Annotated in this window: 17 protein-coding genes and 1 pseudogene; 13 read left to right on the forward strand and 5 right to left on the reverse strand. The window is 70.9% G+C overall.

Annotated features, from left to right (window positions below):
- Positions 1-27: 27 nt before the first annotated feature.
- Together Pta02_RS23605 and Pta02_RS23610 are read right to left on the reverse strand one after the other, a co-directional pair.
- Entirely contained in the window at positions 28-4,491 is a 4,464-nt protein-coding gene (locus Pta02_RS23605) for a type I polyketide synthase (protein ID WP_203877100.1), read from the reverse strand.
- 81 nt (positions 4,492-4,572) lie between these two features.
- Positions 4,573-5,766 carry an MFS transporter gene (locus Pta02_RS23610; RefSeq protein WP_203877101.1) on the reverse strand — a complete coding sequence of 398 codons (1,194 nt, stop codon included), beginning with the start codon at positions 5,764-5,766 and terminating at the stop codon, positions 4,573-4,575.
- 147 nt (positions 5,767-5,913) lie between these two features.
- Between Pta02_RS23610 and Pta02_RS23615 the strand changes: the two genes are divergently transcribed.
- The 11 genes from Pta02_RS23615 to Pta02_RS23665 all read left to right on the forward strand — a co-directional run bounded on the left by Pta02_RS23615 (position 5,914) and on the right by Pta02_RS23665 (position 17,969).
- On the forward strand, positions 5,914-7,692 hold the full coding sequence (locus tag Pta02_RS23615) for an NAD(P)/FAD-dependent oxidoreductase (protein WP_203877102.1): 1,779 nt from the start codon (positions 5,914-5,916) through the stop codon (positions 7,690-7,692).
- A gap of 1 nt (position 7,693) precedes the next feature.
- On the forward strand, positions 7,694-8,455 hold the full coding sequence (gene fabI / locus Pta02_RS23620; protein WP_203877103.1) for an enoyl-ACP reductase FabI: 762 nt from the start codon (positions 7,694-7,696) through the stop codon (positions 8,453-8,455).
- Positions 8,448-9,197 carry a hypothetical protein gene (locus tag Pta02_RS23625; RefSeq protein WP_203877104.1) on the forward strand — a complete coding sequence of 250 codons (750 nt, stop codon included), beginning with the start codon at positions 8,448-8,450 and terminating at the stop codon, positions 9,195-9,197. The genes fabI and Pta02_RS23625 overlap by 8 nt, the downstream gene beginning before the upstream one ends.
- Positions 9,194-10,642: a carboxyl transferase domain-containing protein gene (locus tag Pta02_RS23630; RefSeq protein WP_203877105.1), complete on the forward strand. Its 1,449-nt coding sequence runs from the start codon at positions 9,194-9,196 to the stop codon at positions 10,640-10,642. Before Pta02_RS23625 ends, Pta02_RS23630 begins: the two co-directional genes overlap by 4 nt.
- Before the next feature lie 16 nt (positions 10,643-10,658).
- Positions 10,659-11,303 (forward strand): guanitoxin biosynthesis heme-dependent pre-guanitoxin N-hydroxylase GntA, encoded by a 645-nt coding sequence (gene gntA / locus Pta02_RS23635; RefSeq protein ID WP_203877106.1) that lies wholly within the window; start codon positions 10,659-10,661, stop codon positions 11,301-11,303.
- A 197-nt stretch (positions 11,304-11,500) separates the two neighbouring features.
- Positions 11,501-12,289 carry an AfsR/SARP family transcriptional regulator gene (locus tag Pta02_RS23640; protein ID WP_203877107.1) on the forward strand — a complete coding sequence of 263 codons (789 nt, stop codon included), beginning with the start codon at positions 11,501-11,503 and terminating at the stop codon, positions 12,287-12,289.
- Positions 12,290-12,318: 29 nt separating this feature from the next.
- Positions 12,319-13,401 (forward strand): sugar phosphate nucleotidyltransferase, encoded by a 1,083-nt coding sequence (locus tag Pta02_RS23645; RefSeq protein WP_203877108.1) that lies wholly within the window; start codon positions 12,319-12,321, stop codon positions 13,399-13,401.
- Entirely contained in the window at positions 13,398-14,816 is a 1,419-nt protein-coding gene (locus Pta02_RS23650) for a class I adenylate-forming enzyme family protein (protein ID WP_203877109.1), read from the forward strand. The genes Pta02_RS23645 and Pta02_RS23650 overlap by 4 nt, the downstream gene beginning before the upstream one ends.
- The gene (locus Pta02_RS23655; RefSeq protein WP_203877110.1) at positions 14,806-16,089 is read left to right on the forward strand and encodes a cytochrome ubiquinol oxidase subunit I; all 1,284 of its coding nucleotides are present in this window, start codon (positions 14,806-14,808) and stop codon (positions 16,087-16,089) included. Before Pta02_RS23650 ends, Pta02_RS23655 begins: the two co-directional genes overlap by 11 nt.
- 10 nt (positions 16,090-16,099) lie before the next feature.
- Positions 16,100-17,092: a cytochrome d ubiquinol oxidase subunit II gene (cydB, locus tag Pta02_RS23660; RefSeq protein ID WP_239131182.1), complete on the forward strand. Its 993-nt coding sequence runs from the start codon at positions 16,100-16,102 to the stop codon at positions 17,090-17,092.
- 19 nt (positions 17,093-17,111) lie between these two features.
- Positions 17,112-17,969 carry an aldo/keto reductase gene (locus Pta02_RS23665; protein WP_203877112.1) on the forward strand — a complete coding sequence of 286 codons (858 nt, stop codon included), beginning with the start codon at positions 17,112-17,114 and terminating at the stop codon, positions 17,967-17,969.
- Between the two features lie 14 nt (positions 17,970-17,983).
- Here Pta02_RS23665 and Pta02_RS23670 read toward each other — a convergent pair whose 3' ends face one another.
- From Pta02_RS23670 to Pta02_RS23680, 3 genes are all read right to left on the reverse strand, one after another.
- The gene (locus Pta02_RS23670) at positions 17,984-18,652 is read right to left on the reverse strand and encodes a response regulator (RefSeq protein WP_203877113.1); all 669 of its coding nucleotides are present in this window, start codon (positions 18,650-18,652) and stop codon (positions 17,984-17,986) included.
- Positions 18,649-19,611: a sensor histidine kinase gene (locus Pta02_RS23675; protein WP_203877114.1), complete on the reverse strand. Its 963-nt coding sequence runs from the start codon at positions 19,609-19,611 to the stop codon at positions 18,649-18,651. Before Pta02_RS23675 ends, Pta02_RS23670 begins: the two co-directional genes overlap by 4 nt.
- A gap of 170 nt (positions 19,612-19,781) precedes the next feature.
- Complete coding sequence (locus Pta02_RS23680) at positions 19,782-20,735, reverse strand: UbiA family prenyltransferase (protein WP_203877115.1); 954 nt, start codon at positions 20,733-20,735, stop codon at positions 19,782-19,784.
- A gap of 163 nt (positions 20,736-20,898) precedes the next feature.
- Here Pta02_RS23680 and Pta02_RS23685 point away from each other — a divergent pair.
- Together Pta02_RS23685 and fabG are read left to right on the forward strand one after the other, a co-directional pair.
- Positions 20,899-22,239 (forward strand): annotated as a pseudogene (locus Pta02_RS23685) (2-isopropylmalate synthase); the annotation flags it as partial.
- 11 nt (positions 22,240-22,250) lie between these two features.
- Positions 22,251-22,955 (forward strand): 3-oxoacyl-ACP reductase FabG, encoded by a 705-nt coding sequence (gene fabG / locus Pta02_RS23690; protein ID WP_203877117.1) that lies wholly within the window; start codon positions 22,251-22,253, stop codon positions 22,953-22,955.
- Positions 22,956-23,108 lie beyond the last annotated feature (153 nt).

The raw sequence follows: 23,108 nt of genomic DNA on the forward strand, positions 1-23,108 counted from the left end.
ATTCCGTTCGGACGCGCGGCCCGTGGTTCAGCCCGCCAGCCCCTTCAGCTCTCCGGCGAGGACGTCGATGGTGTGCTCGATCTGCTGGGTGGTGTGCTCGGAAGTGACGAAGAACCGCAGTCGCACCAGTTCCTCGGGAACCGCGGGATAGAGGATGGGGTTGGCGCTGATGCCCCGGTCGAAGAGCCTGTTCGCCAGCGTCAGGCACTGGTGCGAGTCGCCGACGATGCACGGGATCACCGGCGAGTCCTTGCTCACGCCCGTGTCGATCCCGGCCTGGCGGGCCAGCTTGAGGAACAGCTCCGAGTTGGTCCGCAGCCGCTCCAGCCGCTCGGGCTCGTCGCGCATCACGCGCAGCGCGGCCAGCGCGGCGGCGGCGTTGGGCGGGGTCATGCCGACGCTGTAGACGAAGCCCGGCACGGTGTACTTCAGGTAGTCGACCACGTCGCGGCTGCCCGCGACGTAGCCGCCGCAGCTCGCGCCGGCCTTCGACAGCGTGCCCGACCAGAGCTCGACCTGCGTGCGGTCCACCCCGAAGTGATCGCCGATCCCGCCGCCCGACTTGCCGACCGTACCGAGGCTGTGCGCCTCGTCCACGAGCAGGACGGCGCCGTGCCGGTTCTTGACGTCGATGATGGCGGGCAGGTCGGCGAGGTCGCCGTCCATGCTGTAGACGCCCTCGATGACGACCAGGGCGCGGCGGTGCAGGTGGCGGTGGCGGCCGAGCACGGCGTCCAGCGCGGCCGGGTCGTTGTGCGCGAACGGGCGGCGGGTGGCACCGGACAGCGCGCAGCCCTGCAGGATGCTGTCGTGGGCGAGCTCGTCGTGGACGATGAGGTCGCCGGGCCCGACGAGGTGCCCGATCACCGAGACGTTGGTGGCGTGGCCGCTGACCAGGACGATCGCGTCCTCGGTGCCGAGAAGGGCGGCCAGCTCGGCCTCCAGCTCATGGTGGAGCGGCCGGTTGCCGGACAGGAACCGGCTGGCCGACACGGAGGTGCCGTACCGCTCGACCGCCTCGCGTACGGCCTCGTTGACCTTCGGATGGCCGGACAGGCCCAGGTAGTTGTAGCTGGAGAAGCTGATCAGCTCCTTGCCGTCGACGACCGTGGTGTCCCTGATGTTCGCCTGGTGGTCGATGAAGTACGGGTTGCGCCCGATGCCCTGCATGAACTCCCGGTGCTCCAGCAGATCCGACCAGCTCTCCAGGGTCGTCTCCATGACCGGGGTGGGCCGCGCGGGCTGCTCCGGCTGAGAGGCGACCGGCTGAGGGGCGACCGGTTGGGAGACGACCGGCTGGGAGACGACCGGTTGGGAGACGACCGGCTGGGCGGCCTGCGTCATCCCGAGCGCGCCGGAGACGGCGGCGACGACCTGGTCGATCGTGGGCCGCTTGGGCAGGCTGGTCAGCTCCGGCCAGACCTTCTGCAGGGAGGCCCGCAGCTCCGTCACCATCAGGGAGTCGAATCCGAGCTCCTCCACCAGCAGGGTCGGCCCGCTCAGCTGCTCGACCGGGAAGGCGCCGATCCTGGCGATCTGCTCGTACACCGTGCTCTTCACCCGGCCGGCCTGCACCCGGTCGGCGGCGGGCGGCTGGACGACGGTCCCGGCGGAGACGCCCGCCACCGGGGCGGCCACCGCGGGGACGGGGATCGCCGCCGGGGCCCCGGCGGCGCGCAGCAGGGCTATCTGCTCACGGAAAAGGCTGACGATCTCGCTCACGTGACTCTCCTCCGCTGGGGCCGGCCCCACGGCCGCCTCGGTCGGTTTCTTCGCGTTCCGCGTCGGGGACGGGGGCATCGGGAACGGGGGCAGGGCGTGCACCTTGCGCAGCAGCGGCGAGGGCGGAAGGCTCACCAGCGCGGGACGGCGGCCGGAGTCCGGCAGGCCGACCGGCACGCCGAGTACGGCGAGCTGGCCCAGCCCGGCCAGGAACGTGCGCCCGCCGTCGGTCTCGTCCCCCGACATGGCGACGTAGCAGGCGCCGGGCAGGTCGCCGAGCGTGCGCTTGACCATGGCCAGCAGCGACCTTCCGCCGCTCACCTGGACGAACACCCGCGCCCCCAGCTCATAGGCGGTCAGCGCGGCCTCGGCGAACCTGACCGGCGACGAGGCGTGCCCCTCCCACAGCTCGCGCAGCCGCCCGGGGTCGTCCTCCCTGCCGCCGCTCATGCAGGAGACGTACGCGGCCGAGGGGCGGCCGATCTCGCGCAGCTCCAGATCCGCGCGGACGTCGCCGCGGACTCCTTCCAGCAGCGGGGTGTGGAAGGCGTTGGACACCGCGAGCGGCACGGCGCTCACCCGGGCCGCCGCGCACCGCTCGGCGAGCGCGGCCAGCCCCTCGGGCTCTCCGGCGACGACGATCTGCCGCGGGGTGTTGTAGCAGGCGGGCCAGACGCCCTCGATCCCCTCCGACAGCCCGGCCACCTTGTCGGCGGCGGCCTGGACGACGAGCATGCCGCCGGCCCGGCCGTTCTCGGCCCGCCGCATCGCCGCGCCGCGCCCGGCCATCAGCCGCACCGCCTCCGCGTCGTCCATCGCCCCGGCCACCGCCGCGGCGGGGAACTCCCCGACGCTGTGGCCGAGTGCGACCGACGGCGTCACCCCGCATGAGGTCACCAGGCGGGCGGCGGCCAGGCCGAGCACCCCGAGCAGCGGCTGGCACACGTCGGTTCCCTTGATCCGCTCGCGGCCCGCCTCGGTGTCGGCGTCCTCGCCGTAGACGTCGTGCAGGACGTTCACGGCGAAGCCGTCCCTGACCACGGCGTCCAGCTCGCCGGCCGCGGCGCGGAAGGCGGGGAAGCGCTCGTACAGGTCGGCCAGCAGGTGGGGACGCTGGCTGCCCTGGCCGGGGAACAGGAAGGCGACCGCGCGGTCCCCCTCCTCCAGTGGCGCCGCCGCGGCGTAGGCGCCCTCGCCGAGCGGGCCCGTACGACCCTCCCGCAGCGCCGCGGCGGCCGTCTTGAGCTGGGCGGCGAGCTCGTCTCGGCCGGCCGCGACCACCGCCAGCCGCGCCTTGAGCAGCTCGCGTCCGGCGAGCGTGCGTGCCACCGCCTCCGGTGACGTCCCCGGCTCCACGGTGAACGACTCGACGTAGTCGGCGAGCAGCTCGACCGTGGCGCCGGAGAAGAGGAAGAGCTCCGCCCGCTCCTCGCCCGGGCCGTCGCCCGGGGCCGGGTGCGGGTGCGGGTCCGGGTCGCCGGCGGGTTCGGGAGACTCCTCCAGCACCACGTGGACGTTGGTCCCGCCGAAGGCGAAGGAGTTGATGCCCGCCCGCCGGGCACCCGTCTCGGTACGCGGCCAGGGGATGTTGGCCTGCGGGATGGAAAGGGCCGCGACGGCGGGGTCGGCCTCGGGGTTGACCTCGGTCTCCGGCTGGCTCGGGATCACCCCGTGGTGCAGCGCCAGCGAGGTCTTGATGAGCGAGGCCATCCCGGAGGCGGTCAGGGAGTGCCCGATCAGCGCCTTCACCGACCCCAGGTAGGTGGGCCCGGGGGCGCCCGCGGACGAGGTGCGCACGTGCCTGAGCGAGTCCAGCTCCACCCGGTCCCCGACGGTGGTGGCGGTGCCGTGCGCCTCGATGAAGCCCACGGATCCCGGATCCACCCCGGCGTCGTCGTACGCACGGCGCAGCGACAGCCGCTGCCCTTCGGTGCGCGGCGTCATCGGCCCCTCGGCGGCGCCGTCGTTGGAGCAGCCGACTCCTTTGATCACCGCGTAGACGCGGTCACCGGCGGCGAGCGCGGCCTCCAGCGGGCGCAGCACCACCACGCCGACGCCCTCGCCGAGCACGAACCCGTCCGCACGCCGGTCGAACGGCCGGCACACGCCCTCCCTGGACACCGCGCCCACCTTGGAGAAGCCGACGAGGCTGTGCGGGATGAGATTGACGTACGCACCGCCCACGACCGCCTCGGCGCACACCCCGGCGCGCAGCGCGACCACGGCCTCGTGCAGGGCCACCAGCCCGGACGAGCACGAGGAGTCCACGGTGAAGCTGGGCCCGGCCAGGTCGTAGAACTGGCTGACGTTGGTGGCGGCCATGTTGAGCTGCTCGCCGGGGATCGACCAGGGCTCCATGTCCATCGGGTCGGGCGTGAGGTACATGAAGTCGGCGGTGCTCATCGCGAAGTACACGCCGGTGTTCTGCCGGTCGAAGGGCCGGCGCTCCCAGCCCGCGTCCTGCACGGCCTCGCGGGTGACGTCGAGGATGAGCCGCTGCTGCGGGTCCATCGTGCGTACCCGGCGCGGCGGCATCCGGTAGTAGGAGGCGTCGAACCGGTCGATCTCGGAAAGGTAGGAAACCTGGTCGGTGTACGCCTTCTTCGGCGCCCGGCCCTCGTTCGGATTATGGAATTCGCGGTGGTCCCAGCGCGACTCGGGAACGGCGTGGAAACGACGTTCAGCGCTGAGCAGCAGCCGGAGGTATTCATTCAGATTTGCGGCGCCCGGGAAACGGCACCCCATGCCGACTATCGCGATATCACGCATCGTGTCCCTACCTCGCGAAATCATTTGTATTCGCTACCGGATTCAGCATCGCACCGGGGCCGCGGTTTTCCACCGAGGGGATTACCGAAGTACTTCGGCCGCGGCGCGTACGTGCTGGGTGGAGGCCACGGCGGCCACGAACGCGACCGCTCCGGCGACGGCCACGACGCGGAAGGCGACGTGCGCGCCGTACGCGTCGGTCATCTGCCCGGCGAGTTGCACGCCGACGGCCAGGCCGATGACGAGCGCGCTCTGCACCCAGGCGAACCCCTCACTGCTGCGCTCGCCGGGCACCAGCGACTCGACGATCTCGTAGACGACGATGAGGGTCGGCGCGATGGCGGCGCCCGCGACGAAGGAGGCCAGCGCCATCATGGGCGCGCCGGTGACCATCGTCAGCGGGATCAACCCGGCCGCCAGGCACGCGGCGAAGGCCACGAAGCGCTGAGAGAGCGTGGAGCTCCACCGGCGTCCGCCGTAGACCAGGCCGGTGGCCAGGCTGCCGACGGACAGGGCGCCCACGAGCGGCCCGGCCAGTGCGGTCGCGCCGAGGTCGGCGGCGTAGCCGACCATGGCGATCTCGGTGGCGCCGAGTATGACGCCCAGGAGCAACCCGAACACCAGGGTCGGGCGCAGTGCCGCGATGCGCAGCAGCGACGGCCGGGGCCCCGGGTCGGCCAGGGGCGGCGGCTCGGTGCGCCGCATGGCGGCGAACGCCAGCCCGCCGGCCAGCGTCAGCAGCATGCAGGCGAGGTAGCCGACGCTCGGGCTGAGCGCGGCGGCGACGGTGGTGGCGATGACGGGTCCGACGATGTAGACGACCTCGTCGATGGCGCTCTCGATGGAGAAGGCGGCCTTGAGCATGGGTGTCCCGCCGACTCTGGCGGTCCAGCGGGCCCGCACCATGGGGCCGAGCGGGGGGAAGGCCACGCCGGCGAGCGCGGCGGAGGGGAACAGCAGCCACAGCGTGCCGGTGGCGACCGCGACCATGATGCCGGCCAGGCCCGCCGCGTGCAGCAGCAGCACGGGCCGCAGCACCCGGCCCTGGCCGAGCCGGTCGCCGAGCCTGCCGATCCGGGGGGCGGCGAACGCCTGCGCGAGGAGGATCGTGCCGCCGACCGCGCCGGCCAGCCCGTACGAGCCGGTCGCCGAGGTCACCAGCAGGATCGTGGCGATGCCGAGCATCGACATCTGGAGCCGCCCGACGAAGCCGGCGAGGACGAACCGGCGTGCTTCGGGCGGGGCGAGTAGTGCCTTGAATTCGTTGTCGGCCACGCCACAACAGTGCACGCGGAAGACACCGGTATTAAGGCTGCAGCCAATGACTTCGGTAATCTCCTCGGTCCGCCGGGCAGCCCGCGGTGCGATCGTTGCTTCGGCGGACTTCACCCTCCGCCGCCGACGCACGGAGAAGAGGAATCAATGACCGAGAAGATGAGCGACTATTACGACGTCATCATCATGGGTGGCGGTCCGGCGGGCTCCACATTGGCCGCTCAATTGGCGCGGACCACCAATCTCAGCGTGGCCGTCTTCGACAAGGCGAAATTCCCGCGCGAGCACATCGGCGAATCCCTGGCCCACCCGACGACCCCCGCGCTGGAGGAGATCGGCGCCCTGGACAAGGTCATGTCCAGCGAGTTCAAGGTCAAGAAGTTCGGGGGCATCTTCAAGTGGGACGGGACGCCCAGCGTGGGCTTCTTCGACCACGAGTCGTACGTGAAGGACGGCGTCCACCGGTGGGCGTCGCACGTCAACCGCTCCGAGTTCGACCACCTCCTCCTCCAGCACGCGGCCGAGTGCGGCGCGAACGTGTTCGAGGAGATGACCATCTCGGCGTTCGAGCGGCTGGCCGACGACTGCGAGGTGACGTTCAACGACGGCGGGAAGGTGCGCTGCGGCTACTTCGTGGACGCCTCGGGCCGGCGCAACAGCATCGCGTCGAAGAAGAAGCGCAGCTACCTGTCCGGATACAAGAACATCGCGATCTGGCAGCACTACACCGGGGCCACGCACGCGTACTCGATCCCCGAGGACTGGAACATCTTCAACGACAAGAGCCTGTCACCGATCGCGTGCTCGGCCTTCTCCGACGGCTGGTGCTGGTACATCCCGGTGCCGAAGGTCATCGACGGCGAGCGGGTCATGACGCACTCGGTCGGCATCGTGACGATCCCGGCGATTCTCAAGGAGCCGGGCAAGGACTTCACCGAGATCGACCAGTTCACCGACGCGATCAAGGACATCCCGCTGATCGGCGAGCTGGTGAGGAACGGCACGCCGATCTCGGACAAGATGCAGACCGCCACGAACTACTCCATGATCAACGACAAGTTCGCGGACTTCGACGAGCGCTGGATCCTGGTCGGCGACGCCGCCTACTTCGTGGACCCGCTGTTCTCCTCGGGCGTGGCCTTCGCCATGCACCACGGGCTGTCGGCGGCGACCGTGCTGAAGGCCACGTTCGACGACAGCATCGACGAGCAGCACAAGCGGGACCTGTGGCACGACTACGACATGGAGTGGCACGGCATCGCCGAGTCGTTCTCGCTCTCGATCGACCAGTGGTACCACGCGATCGGCAAGAGCAACCCGGACAGCATCTACTGGCGCACCCGCGGCCAGGACCTGTCGGCCGGCATCCGGGAGCAGACCTTCCAGATCCTGCTCAGCACCACGATGGAGCCGGACCTGCTGCGGGTGCTCACCGACGCCGAGGGCACGCAGGCCGACCTGGACGCCGACGGGCCGTACATGAAGGCGTACGGGATGGCCGACCCCGGCGTGATCGGCGACGGCGACCTCGTGTCGCTGACGCCGGGCGCCACCATCCGCAAGAGCCTGGGACTGGACATCCCCGGGTTCAAGGGCTTCGCGCCGCCGCCGCCGTTCGAGCTGACGGAGGAGGAGGACGCGGCGCTGACGAAGTACTGGGAGGACCCGGTCGCCAACGGCGACGCCGTGATCTCGCCGCTGTCGCGCCCGCTGCCCTGCCACCGCTACTCGGTCGACGGCTCGGCCTCGGGCGTCGAGGTGCGCAGCTTCGACGAGGTGGACGGCGGCAAGGTCGTGTGGGACTGCCTGGCCGACGGCGGCATGCGCTACGACGAGCTGCGCCGGACGCTCACCGGGCTCCAGCTCCACCTGGTCAAGCTGCTGTGGCGGACGGGCGTCGTCACCGTCACCCCCGCGGGGAGCTGACATGGGCATCCTGGACGGCAAGACCCTGCTGGTCACCGGCGTGCTGACGGACGCCAGCATCGCCTTCCACGTGGCCAGGGTGGCCCAGGAGCAGGGCGCGAACGTCGTGCTGACCGGTTTCGGCAGGATGAGCCTGGTCCAGCGCACCGCCCGCCGCCTGCCCGACCCCGGCACCCGCGTCGTCGAGCTGGACGTCACCGACGAGGGCCACCTGGCCGATCTGGGCGACCGGCTCGGCGTGGACCGGCTGGACGGCGTGCTGCACGCGATCGCGTTCGCCCCCGAGGCCGCGCTGGGCGGCAACTTCCTGGACACCTCGTGGGCGGAGGTCTCGACCGCCCTGCACGTGTCCACGTACTCGCTCAAGGCGCTGGGCGTGGCCTGCGCGCCGCTGATGCCCGCGGGCGGCTCGATCGTCGGTCTCGACTTCGACGCCACCGTCTCGTGGGCCAACTACGACTGGATGGGCGTGGCCAAGGCCGGGCTGGAGTCCTGCTCCCGCTACCTGGCGCGCTACCTCGGGCCGCGCGGCATCCGGGTCAACCTCGTCGCCGCCGGGCCGCTGCGGACCGTCGCAGCCCGCGGCATCCCCGGCTTCGCCGGCGTCGAGGCGAGCTGGGACGCGCGCTCGGCGCTCGGCTGGAAGGCCGACGACTGCGAGCCGGTCGCCAGGGCCTGCGCGGCGCTGATGTCCGACTGGTTCCCCGCGACGACCGGAGAAGTGGTTCACGTGGATGGAGGATTCCATGCGATGGGTGACTGAGAAGAGAACCGTGTTCAGGATCGGCGCGGCGGCCGGGATCGCCGGTGTCGCGCTGGCCGTGCTGAGCGCGCTGGCCGTGCTGGCGGCGATCCAGGACCCGTTCGCCGACGTGAGCGCGGCGGCGTACATGAAGGGCATCGCCGCATCACCGGAACTGTGGGTGCTGCTGCACTTCGCGGTCACGCTGGGCACCTCGCTGCGGCTGGCCGGGCTGCTGACCGTGGGTGAGACGTTCGCCGGGACGCCCGCGAGGCCGCTGGCCATGATCGGCAACGGGTTCTCCGTCGCCGGTGTCGCCCTGCTGATCGCCACCTACGCGCGTGACGGCTACGTGCACATGTTCCTGACCCAGACCTGGGAGCGGACCGGGAGCGTGCAGGAGGCGATCTTCAGCGCGAGTTCCCGGAGCGCGTACTCGACCGAGATCACCGGCGTCCTGCTGGTGGCCGGGCTCGCCCCGGTCGCCTACGGCCTGGCCATGATCCTCAGCGGCCTGTACGCCCGGTGGATCGGCTGGGTGGGCGTCACCGGCGGGGTCGGCGGTGTGCTGACGGCCGGCTACCTCTACGCGACCGGCCTGAGCGACCTCGGCTACGGCGTGCTCTATCCGCTGTTCGGCATGCTGGTGCCGGCGGTGTGGCTGATCGCCGCGGCCGTGCAGATCTGGCGCGCCCCCGTCCTGCCCAGCCTGACGGAGCCTGTCACGGAGCACGTGCTCACGGCTGAGGGACGACGCGCATGACCGTCCTCGACGGCGCCCGCGGCCCCGGCCTTCTCCCCAAGGACGTGGGGAAGGCCGAGGACGCGCGGGCGGCGGACCCCAGAGACCCGCTGCTCAGGCTCAGCTCCTTCTTCGACCCCGGCTCACTGGTGCTGCTCGCCCCCGCCGACGACAGCGGTGTGCTGGCGGGGATCGGCCGGGCGGGCGGCGTCACCGCGGTGGCGTTCGCCAGCGACCCGCGGATCCAGGGCGGCGCGATGGGCACCGCCGGGTGCGAGCACATCACGGACGCCTACGACGTCGCCGTCCGCATGGGCGCGCCGATCATCGGCCTGTGGCACTCGGGCGGCGCCCGGCTGGCCGAGGGCGTGGGCTCACTGAACGCGGTGGGCGCCGTCTTCAGCGCCATGACCGGCGCCTCCGGCGTGGTGCCGCAGATCTCCGTCGTGTTCGGCCCCGCCGCGGGCGGCGCGGCCTACGGGCCCGCGCTCACCGACATCGTGATCATGTCCGACCAGGGCCGCATCTTCGTCACCGGGCCCGACGTGGTCCGCAGCGTCACCGGCGAGGACGTGGACATGGTCACCCTGGGCGGCCCGGCCACCCACGCCGCCAAGAGCGGCGTCGTGCACGTGACCACGAAGACCGACGCCGAGGCGTTCGAGCGGGCGCGGGAGCTCACCGTACTGCTCGGCGACCAGGGCGGCCCGCCCGGCGAGGTGGCCGAGGTGGACTTCTCCGCTCTGCTGCCGGACAACCCCAGGCGCGCCTACGCCGTGCAGCCGCTGATCGACGGGCTGCTCGACGAGCGCGGCCTGGAGCTGCACGCCAGATGGGCGCCGAACGTCGTGACAACCCTGGGCAGGCTCGGCGGACGCACGATCGGGGTGATCGCCAACAACCCGATACGGCTCGGCGGCTGCCTCAACGCGCTCTCCGCCGAGAAGGCGGCCAGGTTCGTCAGGATGTGCGACGCGTTCGGGGTGCCGCTCGTCGTCCTCGTGGACGTGCCCGGCTACCTGCCCGGCGTCAGCCAGGAATGGGACGGCATAGTCCGGCGCGGGGCCAAGCTCCTGCACGCCTTCGCCGGCGCCTCCGTGCCCCGGGTCACGCTGGTGACCAGGAAGGCGTACGGGGGCGCGTACATCGCGATGAACGCGCGTTCGCTCGGCGCCACCCGTGTGTTCGCCTGGCCGACGGCCGAGGTCGCGGTGATGGGGGCGGTCGCGGCCGTCCGCGTCCTGCACCGCCGCCGCCTGGCCGCCTGCGCGACGCCCGAGGAGACGGCCGCGATGGAGCAGGAACTGGCCGAGCAGCACGACCGGACCATCGGCGGCCTGGACCGGGCCGTGGACCTGGGCGTGGTGGACGAGATCATCGCCGCGGACGCCACCCGCGGCGCGATCGCGCGCGCCATCGCCCGCGCGACCCCCGCCCGGGGCTCGCGCGGCAACATCCCTCTCTGATCTTGGAGCTTCCGGCATGGATGACGACGCCTACGCCGCCCTGGCCGCGTTCATCGAGCAGGGCGACTTCGTCTGCCTCGGAGCCCGGGCCGCGCTGCACAAGAAGGCCATCGTGCACCACCACTATCCGGAGCTGGGCGCGGCGGAGTCGGTCCGGGCCCACCACCGCGACGTGCTCGCGTTCCTGGAGACCTTCGAGCCCTCCTCGCGCAGCTTCACCTCCTTCGTGGCCACCTTCGAAGGGCCGCTCGACCTGTCCGAGCACGAGTACGAGGCGCTGCTGTGGCGGCATCTGCAGGCCATGCACGACCTCGACAGCCAGACCCACCCCTGGAACGACACCTACGACTCCGATCCGGAGTCGGCGGATTTCGCCTACTCGGTGGGCTCGCACCCGTTCTTCGTGGTCGGGCTGCATTCCGGGGCGTCCCGGCCGAGCCGCAGATTCAGCAGACCGGCACTGGTTTTCAACTCCCACGTGCAATTCAATGCGCTGGGCATCAAGTTCTTCAAACTGCGCAGCAAGATACGCAGCCGGGAACGCGCTTTTCACGGTTCCGCGAACCCGAGTTTCGTCACCTATAAAGATGAGGCCCGGCACTACGGCGGCCGGTTCACCGAGCCCGAGTGGAGGTGTCCGTTCAAGCCCCGCGGCGGGTGATCCATGGCGCACACGAGCGAGGCGGACCGGCGATCGGACCCGCCTCGCTCGTTCGCGTATCGGACGTCGCGACCGGGACTACTCCTTTCGATACCCCCGGCGTGACCTTGGTGAACAACTGTTGTGACCACACCTGGGGCTGGATAGCGTCAATTTCGACAGCGACCGGAACCGGTCCGAGATTGGGGTTCAGCCTGATGGTCGAATTCAAAGTCCTCGGTTCTCTGGAAATCAGCTCAGGGGGGCGGATTTGGCATCTGAGCGCCCCACGTCAGCGGCAGATACTCGGCCTGCTGCTGCTCAACGCGAACCAGATCGTGGACACCGGGACGCTCATGTCGGAGTTGTGGGGGGAAAATCCTCCGAAGAGCGCTCTCACAACGATACAGACCTACATTTACCAGCTTCGCCGTTTCTTCGATCACGAGCGCGGCCTGCCCTCCGGCGACGAGCTGATCGTCACGCGGCCGCCCGGCTACCTCGTCCGGGTGCCCGAGGAGCAGGTGGACGTGTTCGCCTTCCGCCGGCTGGCCGGCGAGGGCCGCGCCTGCCTCGCCGCCGGGCGGCCGGAGGAGGCGGCGCGGCGGCTGCGGCTCGCACTCGACCTGTGGGCCGGGCACCCGCTCACCGACGTCGCGCCCGGCCAGGTGCTGGAGGCCTACCTCGCCGATCTGGAGGAGGCGCGGCTGCGGGCGCTGGAACTGCGCATCGAGGCCGATCTGGAGATCGGCAGGGGCCGCGACCTGATCGGGGAGCTGCGTTTCCTGGTCGCGACCAACCCGCTCAACGAGTGGTTCCACGGCCGGCTCATGGAGGCGCTGTGCCAGGTGGGCAGGCGGAACGAGGCCCTGGGCGCCTACCAGGAACTGCACGCCGTGCTCGACCGCGAGCTCGGCCTGGAGCCCTCGCGGGAGCTGCGTCAGCTCCGGTACCGGATGCTGCACGCACAGGGCTCCCGGCGCCGGGTCAAGGCCGGCGCGGCCTGACGGCATTCTCATCGGAAGGGTTCACGACAGTGAAGGCTCTCATCCTGGCGGGGCACGTGGGGACGCGTCCGCGTCCCCACGGCCACGCCGTACCCGTCGCCAACCGGCCGGTGCTCTCCTACGGCCTCGAATCGATCAGGAAGGCGGGCGTCTGCGAGACCGCGATCGTCGTCTCGGCCGGGTCCGGCGCCGCGGTACGCAAGCACGTCGGCACCGGCGCGGCCTTCGGCCTCGACGTGACCTACCTCCAGCAGGACGACGCCGGCTTCTCTTCCGGGCCCGCCTCCGGGCTCGGCGGGTGCGTGCTGGTCGCCAGGGACTACCTGGGTGACGACGACTTCCTGGTCCTGCGCGCCGACGACGTCGTGCTCGACGATCTGCCCGGCCTGGTCGCGGAGTTCGCGCGGCGCGGGCGGCCCGACGCGATGGCCATGGTGGGCGACGTCACGCGGGGCGGGGAGCGGCCGATCGCCGTCGTGGACGGGCACGACCGGGTGACCGGGGTGACGCGGGGGCCGGGACACCCGTCGTCCGGCCGGGCGCTGATCGGCCCGTACGTCTTCGGGCCCGCCGTCCACCAGGCCGTCCTGTCGGCCCGGCCGGACTGGCGCGGCGCCCGCGAGCTCTCCGGTGCGGTGTCGTGGCTGATCACGCACGGCGGTACGGTGCTCGCCCACTCGGCGCAGGGCTACTGGAACACGGCCGGCTGCGTGGACGACGTGCTCGACTGCAACCGCGAGGTGCTCTCCCGGCTCGATCCGCTGGTGCTCGGCGACGTGGACGACGACAGCGAACTGCTCGGCAGGGTGTTCGTGGACGCGGGGGCCTCCGTCCGCGGCTCCCGCGTGATCGGCCCGGCGGTCGTGGGCGTCGGCGCCACCGTGACCGCCAGTGTGATCGGCCCGCACACCTCGCTCGGCCCCGACTGCGAGGTGGACTCCAGCATGGTCGAGCACTCCATCGTGCTGGAAGGGGCCTCCTTACTGGGGGTGGGGCCGCTCAGGAACTCTTTGATCGGCCGCAACGCCCGGGTCGTCGCCGAGCCGGCGGGGGCGCGGCTGGTGCTCGCCGACCACAGCCAGGTCCTGCTGCCCGCGGATGTGATGTCGTGACCGAGGTGTTGTGGCCGTCCGCGGTCGAGAAGCAGGCGCTCGGGCTGGCGGCGCGCCTGGCCCGGCAGGGGGTGCGCCCGGGTGAGCGGGTGCTGCTGACCGGCGAGAACTCGTCCTCGTTCGTGGCCGCGCTGCTGGCGCTGTGCCATCTGGACGTGTCCATCGTGCTGGCGGCTCCGCAGCTCGCGGCCGACCAGCTCGCCCATATGACCCGCACCGCGAACGTGCGCTGGGCGGTCGCCGGGGCCACGGCCGACGGGATCCCGCTGCCCGGCTCCGCCGTACTGGACCTGACCGCCCCCGCCGCGCCGGACCCCGCCGACCCCGCCGACCCCGCAGCCGCCGGGACGATCGTGCTCGACCGCTGGGAGAGCCGTGCGGACGCGGTGGTCATGTGGTCCTCCGGCACCACCGGCGCGCCCAAGTCCGTGGTCAAGTCCGGCCGCGCCGTGCTGGAGAACTCCCGCGTCACCGCCGCCCACATGGGCTACACGCGTGACGACGTGCTCGCCCCGCTGCTGCCCTTCTCCCACCAGTACGGCATGTCGCTGCTGCTCATCTGGTGGCTGACCGGTTGCGGGCTGCTCGTCGCGCCCTACCGCAGGCTGGAGCCCGCGCTCACCGCGATCGCCGAGTCCGGCGCCACCGTGGTGGACGGCACCCCGCCCACCTATCACGGCATGCTCACCCTGTTCGCCCGCAACCCCGCCCACCTGGACGGCCTGCGCAAGGTCCGCATGTGGTGCGTGGGCGGCGCGCCGCTGAACCGCCCCCTGGCCGAGCGCTTCCGCGACGCCACCGGCCAGCCGCTGCTCGACGGCTACGGCATGACGGAGACGGGCAACATCGCCCTCGCCCTCCCCGATCTGGCCGAGGGCTGCGGCAGGCCGCTGCCGGGCGTCGAGGTGCGCGTACGCGCCTCGGACGAGGACGCCGGCGAGGGCGAAGTCGGGGAGGTCGAGGTGCGCACCCCCGGCAGGCTGGAGGGGTACCTGCGGCCCGACGGCAGCCTGGCTCCCTACGACGAGCCCTGGTTCCGCACCCGCGACCTCGGCAGGATCGACGGGAACGGCGTCCTGCACGTGTACGGCAGGATGAACGCCGTGCACCGCCTCGGCCACACCCTCTACCCCGAGTACCTCGAACGCCGCGCGGAAGAGTGCGGCGCGCCCGTCAAGGTCGTCGCGCTCGACGACGAACGCGCCGGGGCCGTGCTGGTCTTCTTCGTCCAGGACGCCGTCCACGACGAGCGCGTCTGGCGCGGCCGGCTACGCGCCTGCCTGGCCTCCTACGAGCGGCCCAACGCCGTCGTGACGCTGCCCGAGTTCCCCGTCAACCGCAACGGCAAGGTGGACGTGAACGCGCTCAAGGAGCTGGCCGCCGCGTTGCTCCGGGGCGGCGGCGATGGACGCTGAGATCCTGGCCCGGGTGCAGTTCGCCGTCACCGTCGGGTTCCACTGGCTGTTCGTGCTGCTCACGCTGGGGCTGGCGCCGCTGGTGGCGTACATGCAGGCGCGGCACGTCTTCGGCGGGAACCCGCGTTTCGAACGGATGACCCGTTTCTGGGGGCAGATCTACGTCGTGAACTACGTGCTCGGCATCGCCACCGGGCTCGTGATGGAGTTCCAGTTCGGGTTGTCGTGGAGTGGGCTGTCGGTGTTCGCCGGCAACGTCTTCGGCGCGCCGCTGGCCATGGAGACACTGGTCGCGTTCTTCGCCGAGTCCACCTTCCTCGGCTTGTGGATCTTCGGGTGGGGGCGGCTGCCCAAAGTGGTGCACATGCTGCTGTTCTGGCTCGTGACGCTGACCGCCTACGCCTCCGCGTACTGGATCCTGGTGGCGAACGGCTTCATGCACCACCCGGTGGGTCACGAGGTCAGGGGCGGGGTGGCGTACCTGACCGACTTCTCCGCCATGCTCACCAACCCCAACGCCCTGTACGCCATGTGGCACGTCGTGTCGGCGGCCCTGGTGGCCGGGGGCGGGTTCGTGGCCGGGGTGAGCGCCTACCAGTTCATCCGGCGCACCCACGAGGTGCCGTTCTTCCTCAGCTCCGCCCGCGCCGGGCTGGCGCTCGCGGCGCCGTTCTCGATCGCCGTGGCCGAGACCGGGTTCCGGCAGATCCCGCCGTTGCACGAGGCGCAGCCGATGAAGACGGCCGCGCTGCGCGAGGTCCTGCTGCCCGAGGACCGCGGCACGGACACCGTGGCGCAGGTCCAGGCGGCCATGGCCGAGCGGCTGGGGCCCGGCGACTACGCGCCGCCCGGCTGGATCACCGGCGCCTACGACGTCATGATGACCTCGGCGTTCTTCATCGTGGTGATCTCCCTGCTCGGGGCGGCGTTCCTGATCCGCGACGTGCTGGCCCGCTCACGCGCCGCCGCGCTCGTCGTGGTCCTCATCGTGCCCATCCCGTTCGTCGCGGCCACGCTCGGCTGGCTCGTGCGCGAGGTCGGCAGGCAGCCGTGGGCGGTGTACGGGGAACTGCTCACCTCCCAGGCCCGTTCCCCCGCCGGGCCGGGGACGATGCTGGCCTCCCTGATCGGGTTCAGCACCCTGCTGGGCGCCCTGGCGATCACCAACTGGTGCCTCATCGCCCGCTACGCCAGGCGCGGTCCGCGTGACACCGACCTCGGTACGCCGGCGGCGGCCACCCCCGAGGGGCCCGTCGTCGCGGTCCGCCTGTAGGGAGGCTCTCTTGGAAACGATCTGGCTGGCCCTGCTGGGGCTGCTGCTCACCGGGTACTTCGTGCTCGGCGGCTACGACTACGGCGTGCAGATGTTGCACGGTCCGCTGGCCCGCGACGAGCACGAGCGGCGGCTGGCGCTCAACTCCTTCGGGCCGTTCCTGCTGGGCAACGAGGTGTGGCTGGTGGCGTTCGCCGGTGTCCTCATCGGGGCCTTCCCCCATTTCGAGGCCGCCCTGCTGTCCTCGCTGTTCCTCCCGGTGTCCGCCATCGTCGGCGGCGTCGTGCTCGGCAGCGTGGCCGTCCAGCTGCGCAGCCGTCACACCGGCCACGCGGCGCGCGGCGTCTGGGGCGCGCTCGCCCTGGCGGGCGGGCTCGTGGCGGCCGCAGGCTGGGGTCTGGTCACCGGGCTCCTCCTGCGCGGCCTGCCCGCCCGGACCGCGGGCGGTGTGACGTTCGAGGTCGGGCTCGCCGACCTGCTCGACCCGTTCGTGCTGGTGTGCGCGGCCACCGCGGTGGCGCTCTTCGCCGGTCACGGCGCGGCGTTCATCGCCATGCGCACCCGCGACGGCCTGCGCCGGCGGGCGGCGCGCGCGGGAAGGCCGCTGCTGGCGGCGGCGGCCCTGGGCACGGTGGCGGCCGCGGCCGTGGGCGCGGCGTCGGGCCTCGCGGCGGGTGGCGTGCTCATGACCGCGCTCGCCGCCGCGCTCCCGGGTGTCCTCGCCTGCGCCGTGTACGCGCTGGCGCGCCAGGCTCCGAGGTGGGCGTTCGCCGCCACATCCTGCGCCGCGGCCCTCCCCGTGCCGATCATCGGGTTCGGCCTGTACCCGAACGTCCTGGCGGTCGCGGGTGGCGAAGGCGGCATGACCGTCGCCGAGGCCGCGGCGGACGCCGCCACACTCCGGCTGCTGTTCCCGGTGGCGGTGCTGACGATCCCCCTGGTGCTCGCTTTCCAGGCGATGGGGTGGTGGGCCTTCCGCGGCCGGGCGGCGACGTATCTGTGAACGACGAGGAGGTGATCCTGTGCAGTACAGGAGGCTGGGCCGGTACGGGCCCGTGTCATCGTGCGTCGGCCTGTCGCTGACCGGCGTGTTCGGACGTGCGGACCCGGCCGCGTGGATCGAGACGGTGCACTACGCGATCGAGTCGGGCATCACCCTGTTCGACGTCAGCGACCTGGACGCGGGCAGCGAGCTGGAGCCGCTGATCGGCAAGGCGCTGTCCACCCACCGCGCCGACCTGCTCCTGGCGGCCTCGCACCAGGAGCGGCCCGAGTCGCTGCGGCGCTCCTGTGAGGACACCCTGGCCCGCTACGGCGTGGACTACATCGACATCTACTACCTGCGCGCCGGGCCGCCCGCGCGCATCGAGAGCGGCATCGCCGAACTGGCCGAGCTGGTCGCCGACGGCAAGGTCCGCTACATCGGCCTGCTCGACGGCTCGGCCGGGCAGCTCCGGCTGGCCCACGCCGTTCATCCGGTGACGGCGCTGGCGGCGGAGTACTCGGTCAAGCATCGGGAGGCCGAGGCCGAGCAGTTCCCCGTCGCCAGGGAGCTCGGCATCGGCATGGTCGCCCGTTGCCCGTTCGCGCGCGGGCTGCTCGGCGGGCGCGCGCCAGACCTGGCCGGGCGCGACTCGCGCCTGTCACCCGGCGCCCTGCGGATGCTGCGCGCGGCGCAGGACATCGCGGCCGACCTCGACATCGGCATGAGCCGCCTGGCCGTGGCCTGGCTGCTGTCCAGGACCCCGGACGTGGTGCCGCTGCCCAGCGCGCTCGACCCGATCCAGCTGGAGATGGACATCGCCGCGGCCGGCGTGCACCTGACGCGCGAGACGTGCGAGCGGCTGGCCCGCGTGTTCACCCCCGCGGACGGCGAGTGATGCGCTGGCAGGCGCTAGCCGAAGCCCTTCGGCATCGAGCCGGAATCACGCGGCACGCTGATCAGCGACGCGGCGATCGCCCGGTTGACGGCGTCGATCCTGGAGACGGCCCCGAGCTTGACGAAGACGTTGCGCAGGTGGCGCTTGACGGTGGCCTCGGTGAGGCCGAGCCGGGTGGCGATCTGCTGGTTGCTGAGCGCCTGGGCGGCGAACTCCAGGACCTGCCGCTCCTTGTCGGTCAAGGTGTTCGGGGTGGGGGCGTGGACCTGGGCGAGGCTGTCGCGCGACACGGCCAGCACGAGGCGCTCGGGGTCGCTGACCACGCTCCTGATCGCGGAGATCACCTCCTCCCTGTGCACGCTCTTGAGCAGGTAGCCGCGGATGCCGCTGGACAACAGCCTGCGCAGGAGCTGGGGACCGTCGTACATGCTCAGGACGATGATCTTGGTGGCGGGCGAGATGACCCGCACCCTGCCGACCGTGTCGAGCACGTCGTCGCCGGGGATCTCGACATCGAGCATGAGCACGTCCGGGCGCTCCCGCTCGACCAGGGCCAGCGCCTCACCTGAATCGCCCGCCTCGCCGACCACCTTGAGGCCGTCGCAGGCCTCCAGGATCTCGCGCAGGCCCTCGCGGAAGAGGGCGTGATCGTCGACTATGCCCACCGTCGTCGGCTGGCTCATGACGTCGCCATCGGCACGTGGAATTCCACTGAGGTCCCCTTGCCCGGTTCACTCGACACGACGACGGAGCCGCCGAGCAGCTCGGCCCGCTCGCGCATCGATCTCAGGCCCATCCCCGAGGAGGCGGACTCCTTCCCCGAGAAGCCACACCCGTTGTCCTGCACGATGCCCCGCATCTCGTGCGGGGCGATGTCGATCCGGATCAGCACCGCCGAGGCGCGCGCGTGCCCCAGGGCGTTGCGCAGCGCCTCGCGGAAGATGAGGAACGACTCGTCGCGCACCTCGGGCGAGGCCCACGCCTCGTCGCCGTTGATGTGCAGGCCGACGGCCGTCTCGCGGGTGTCCACGGTGTCGAGGTAACCGAGCAGGGCCTTCTCCAGGCTCTTGAGCGGCTCGTTCGGGTACAGCTCGGAGGTGACCTGACGCAGGTTGCGCATGGTCTCCTGGATGGCCCGCTCGGCGAGCTTGACGTTCCCCGACGCCCTGGCCGGCTCCGCGAGGAGGTTGTACTCGTGCAGTTCGAGCTGCTGGTGCGCGACGCTGATCCCGTGGCCGATGCGATCGTGCAGCTCCCTGGCGATCCGGTGGCGCTCCTCGACCTGCACGTTGTGCAGCCGGTTGAGCAGGAACCCCGTGTAGCTCGCCGAGGCCGTGCGGATCCGGGCCGAGATGCTGTGCTCCAGGCTCATCGCCACGATGTTGAACAACCGGACGAAGTCGGGGAACGGCATCAGCGCCTCGCTCAGCGAGGGCAGCGCGACCCTGAAGAAGATCGAAGCCGCGTCGAGCGACTCCTTCGGATGGATGCCCGCCTCAGCCCGGTCCGCGCCGATGTCCCAGGCGAGGCGGCTGATGGAGGCCTCCGTCGGGACCCTGCCCTCGGACAGGGCCATCACCACGTCGTCCAGAATCTCCTCGGCGTTGGAAATCAATTGCCGCAACGTCGCTGGTTCGCGCACCAGCGAAGCGCATTCGACTCCGAGCCTGCGAGTGTATTCGCGGAGGATCTCCTCGCGACAGCCGTCTACGACGACCGTGAAGTTTTGTGCCCCGTGTGCATGCGTCCCCACCTACGCCGCCTCCGGACCTAGGGAAACCGGATGGCATATTTTTACCCATTTTATGTTGGTCAGGCAACAGGAGATATGACCATCGTTCCAACTAAAATCAGATGAACTACATACTGCGTCATCATGTACGCGCGATACGGTCGCCTGCGGCGCGTCCGGTTCCCCCTCGAGAGCGGACCGAGGGTAACGACCGTTACCACACCCGCGCCTATCACCATCATGACCGCCGCGGCCATCAGCGGGAGCCGCAAAATCACCACCGCCAACGCGAACGCGCACGCCGTACCCAGCGCCGCGACGGCCGCCAGCAGCCGGACCGCCCCCTCTCCGCGGGTGACGCCGAGCGTCATCCGGCCCGCCGCGGCGTCGCCCTTGATGTCGGACAGGTCCTTGGTCAGGCTGCCGACGAGTCCCGTCCACAACGAGACGGCCAGCGTGAACACCACGAGCAGTTCCACCTGCACGACCCAGTCGTCGGCGGCCTGGACCAGGAAGCCGGCCGCGTACGTCAGGAGACAGGCGAGTATGCCGATCACGGCCGTGCCCACCGAGCGGCGCTTGAGACGGAACGGCGGACCGGAGTACAGATAGCCGAGCGCCAGCAGGACCAGCACCATCCACGAGACCGGCACCGGCAGGTGCATCGCTCCGACGACGGCGCCGAGCACGGCCAGGCAGGTGACGGCGAGCGCGGCACCGGGCGCCAGCGCGCCCCTGGCGATCGGCCGCGCCGACCCGTTCACCTGGTCCTCCCGGACGTCGGCGACCCCGTTGTACAGGTAGACGGCGAAGATGGCGGTCACCCAGACCAGGGCGGTACCCGCCACCTGCAGGCAGGTGCCCTCGCCGGGACCGAGCACGCTCGCACCCAGGACGGCCCCCGCGGCGAAACGCAGCCCGAACAGCGCGAGCACCGACGGGCGCGTCTCCAGCAGGCACATGCGCATCATGTTGGCGCCGTCCCTGGCGAGGACGAAGGGAGAAGGAACCGAGGAAGTCCGGACGCTTGGCATAATGATGAGGCTGCATTAAATATTGACCTCCGGTAAGGGGGACATGGAAAGTTGTAGGCCGGTCTACTACTTCCGATATTTTCCCTCGTACTTGTTGGCTCCCACGCCCCGGCGGTAGCGTAAATCCGGCCATGCACGCGACCGAGAAAGGAAATCCGGGGACATGCAACGCGCTCAAATATCCGCCGACCGGTATAAACAATTCATCCCGCTGTCGCTGCCCGACCGGTCCTGGCCCGACCAGCGCCTCTCCGCCGCGCCGCGCTGGCTGTCCACCGACCTGCGCGACGGGAACCAGTCCCTCGCCGTCCCGATGGACCCCGAGCGGAAGCTGGCGATGTTCGAGCTTCTGGTCCGCATGGGATACAAGGAGATCGAGGTCGGCTTCCCCGTCGCCAGCAGGGATGATCATGCGTTCGTCCGCATGCTGATCGAGCAGGAGCGCATCCCCGAGGACGTGTGGATCACCGTGCTCGTGCCCGCGAAGGACGAGGCGATCAGGCAGAGCATGCAAAGCCTGCGCGGCGCGCCGCGGGCCACCTTCCATCTCTACAACGCCACCGCACCCGTTTTCCGACAGGTCGTCTTCAAAATGTCCCGCGATGAGTGCAAGGACATGGCGGTGCGCGGGACACACGTCATGATGAAGTTCGCAGAGCGCACACTCGCAGACTGCGATCTCCGATTCCAATACTCCCCCGAGGTGTTCAACGAAACGGAACCGGATTTCGCCGTCGAGGTCTGCGAATCGGTCATGGACGCCTGGGAGCCCGGTCCGGGGCGCGAGATGATCCTCAATTTCCCCACCACGGTGGAACGATCTCAACCGCACGTCTTCGCCGACCAGATCGAATGGCTCGACCGTAATTTGCGGCGGGGTGAGCACGTGTGCCTGTCGATCCACCCCCACAACGACCGCGGCACCGGCGTCGCCGCCACCGAGCTGGGCCTGCTGGCCGGCGCCGAACGCGTCGAGGGGTGCCTGTTCGGCAACGGCGAACGCGCGGGCAACGTGTGCCTGGTCACCCTCGGCATGAACCTGCTCACCGCAGGCATCGACCCCGGCATCGACTTCTCCGACATCGACGAGGTGCGGCAGGTGGCCGAGCACTGCACGGGCATGCCCGTCCACGCCCGCCATCCGTACGCGGGTGACCTGGTCTACACGGCCTTCTCCGGTTCGCACCAGGACGCCATCAAGAAGGGCATGGACGCGCTCAGCCGCGAGGCGGGCGAGGCCGGTGTGCCGGAGGGCGACCTGCCGTGGCGCGTCCCGTATCTGCCGCTCGACCCGAACGACGTGGGCCGATCGTACGAGGCGATGGTCCGCATCAACAGCCAGTCCGGCAAGGGCGGCGTCGCGTACGTGATGAGCGCTCACCACGGGGTGGACGTGCCCGTGGCGGACCGCCGCGAGTTCGCCGACGTGATCCAGTCCATGGCGGACGCCGAGGGCGGTGAGATCACCTCCGACCGCATCGCCGCCGCCTTCACCTCCATGTACAGGGAGACGCCATGACCCGCTCCGTCCTGGTCACCGGAGGCGCCCGCGGCATCGGCCTGGCCGTGGCCCGCGCCTTCGCCGCCGCAGGCGACAAGGTGACGGTCACCTACCGCACCACCGCCCCTCCCCCGGACCTGCCCGGCTACCGGTGCGACGTGACCTCCCCCGACGACGTCTCCCGCGCGATCACCGAGGTCGAGGCCCTGCACGGTCCCGTGGAGGTTCTGATCGCCAACGCGGGCGTGACCCGCGACAAGCTCCTCCTGCGCATGACCGAGGACGACTTCGACGCCACACTGGACACCAACCTCAGGGGGGCCTTCCGCGTCGCCAAGCGTGTCGCCCCGGCCATGCTCAAGGCCCGCCGCGGCCGCATCGTCTTCATCTCCTCGACCGTGGGGCTCCGCGGGGAGCAGGGCCAGAGCAACTACGCCGCCTCGAAGGCCGGTCTGATCGGGTTCGCCCGCTCGCTGGCGTGGGAGTTCGGCAAGCGCGGCGTCACCGTCAACGTCGTCGCCCCGGGCCTCACCGACACCGACATGACGGCCGTGCTCCCCGAGCAGCGCATCGCCGACATGTGCGCCCAGATCCCGCTGCAGCGGATGGCGACGCCCGAGGAGATCGCGGACGTGGTCCGCTTCGTGGCCTCACCGCAGGCGTCCTATCTCACGGGCGCGGTGATTCCGGTGGACGGGGGCGCCTCGATGGGCCACTGATCCACCGCCGAGATATCGACGGACATCCTGGAGAAGATCAGGCAGGGCGTTACAAGGGACGAGGAAAACCCGGTCTGCCCGGCGGTCCGGAACGGGCAGGCAAAGGACCCCCGCTCAAGGACCGGCACCGTCGTCATCACCGGCGAAATGACA

It is taken from the genome of Paraplanobispora takensis (assembly GCF_016863195.1).
Taxonomy (GTDB): Bacteria; Actinomycetota; Actinomycetes; order Streptosporangiales; family Streptosporangiaceae; genus Planobispora; species Planobispora takensis.

Coding starts and splice junctions, on each gene's coding strand:
- Pta02_RS23605 (WP_203877100.1), bottom strand. CDS start 4,491: ATGCGTGATATCGCGATAGTCGGCATGGGGTGCCGTTTCCCGGGCGCC.
- Pta02_RS23615 (WP_203877102.1), top strand. CDS start 5,914: ATGACCGAGAAGATGAGCGACTATTACGACGTCATCATCATGGGTGGC.
- fabI (WP_203877103.1), top strand. CDS start 7,694: ATGGGCATCCTGGACGGCAAGACCCTGCTGGTCACCGGCGTGCTGACG.
- Pta02_RS23630 (WP_203877105.1), top strand. CDS start 9,194: ATGACCGTCCTCGACGGCGCCCGCGGCCCCGGCCTTCTCCCCAAGGAC.
- gntA (WP_203877106.1), top strand. CDS start 10,659: ATGGATGACGACGCCTACGCCGCCCTGGCCGCGTTCATCGAGCAGGGC.
- Pta02_RS23640 (WP_203877107.1), top strand. CDS start 11,501: ATGGTCGAATTCAAAGTCCTCGGTTCTCTGGAAATCAGCTCAGGGGGG.
- Pta02_RS23655 (WP_203877110.1), top strand. CDS start 14,806: ATGGACGCTGAGATCCTGGCCCGGGTGCAGTTCGCCGTCACCGTCGGG.
- Pta02_RS23670 (WP_203877113.1), bottom strand. CDS start 18,652: ATGAGCCAGCCGACGACGGTGGGCATAGTCGACGATCACGCCCTCTTC.
- Pta02_RS23680 (WP_203877115.1), bottom strand. CDS start 20,735: ATGCCAAGCGTCCGGACTTCCTCGGTTCCTTCTCCCTTCGTCCTCGCC.
- fabG (WP_203877117.1), top strand. CDS start 22,251: ATGACCCGCTCCGTCCTGGTCACCGGAGGCGCCCGCGGCATCGGCCTG.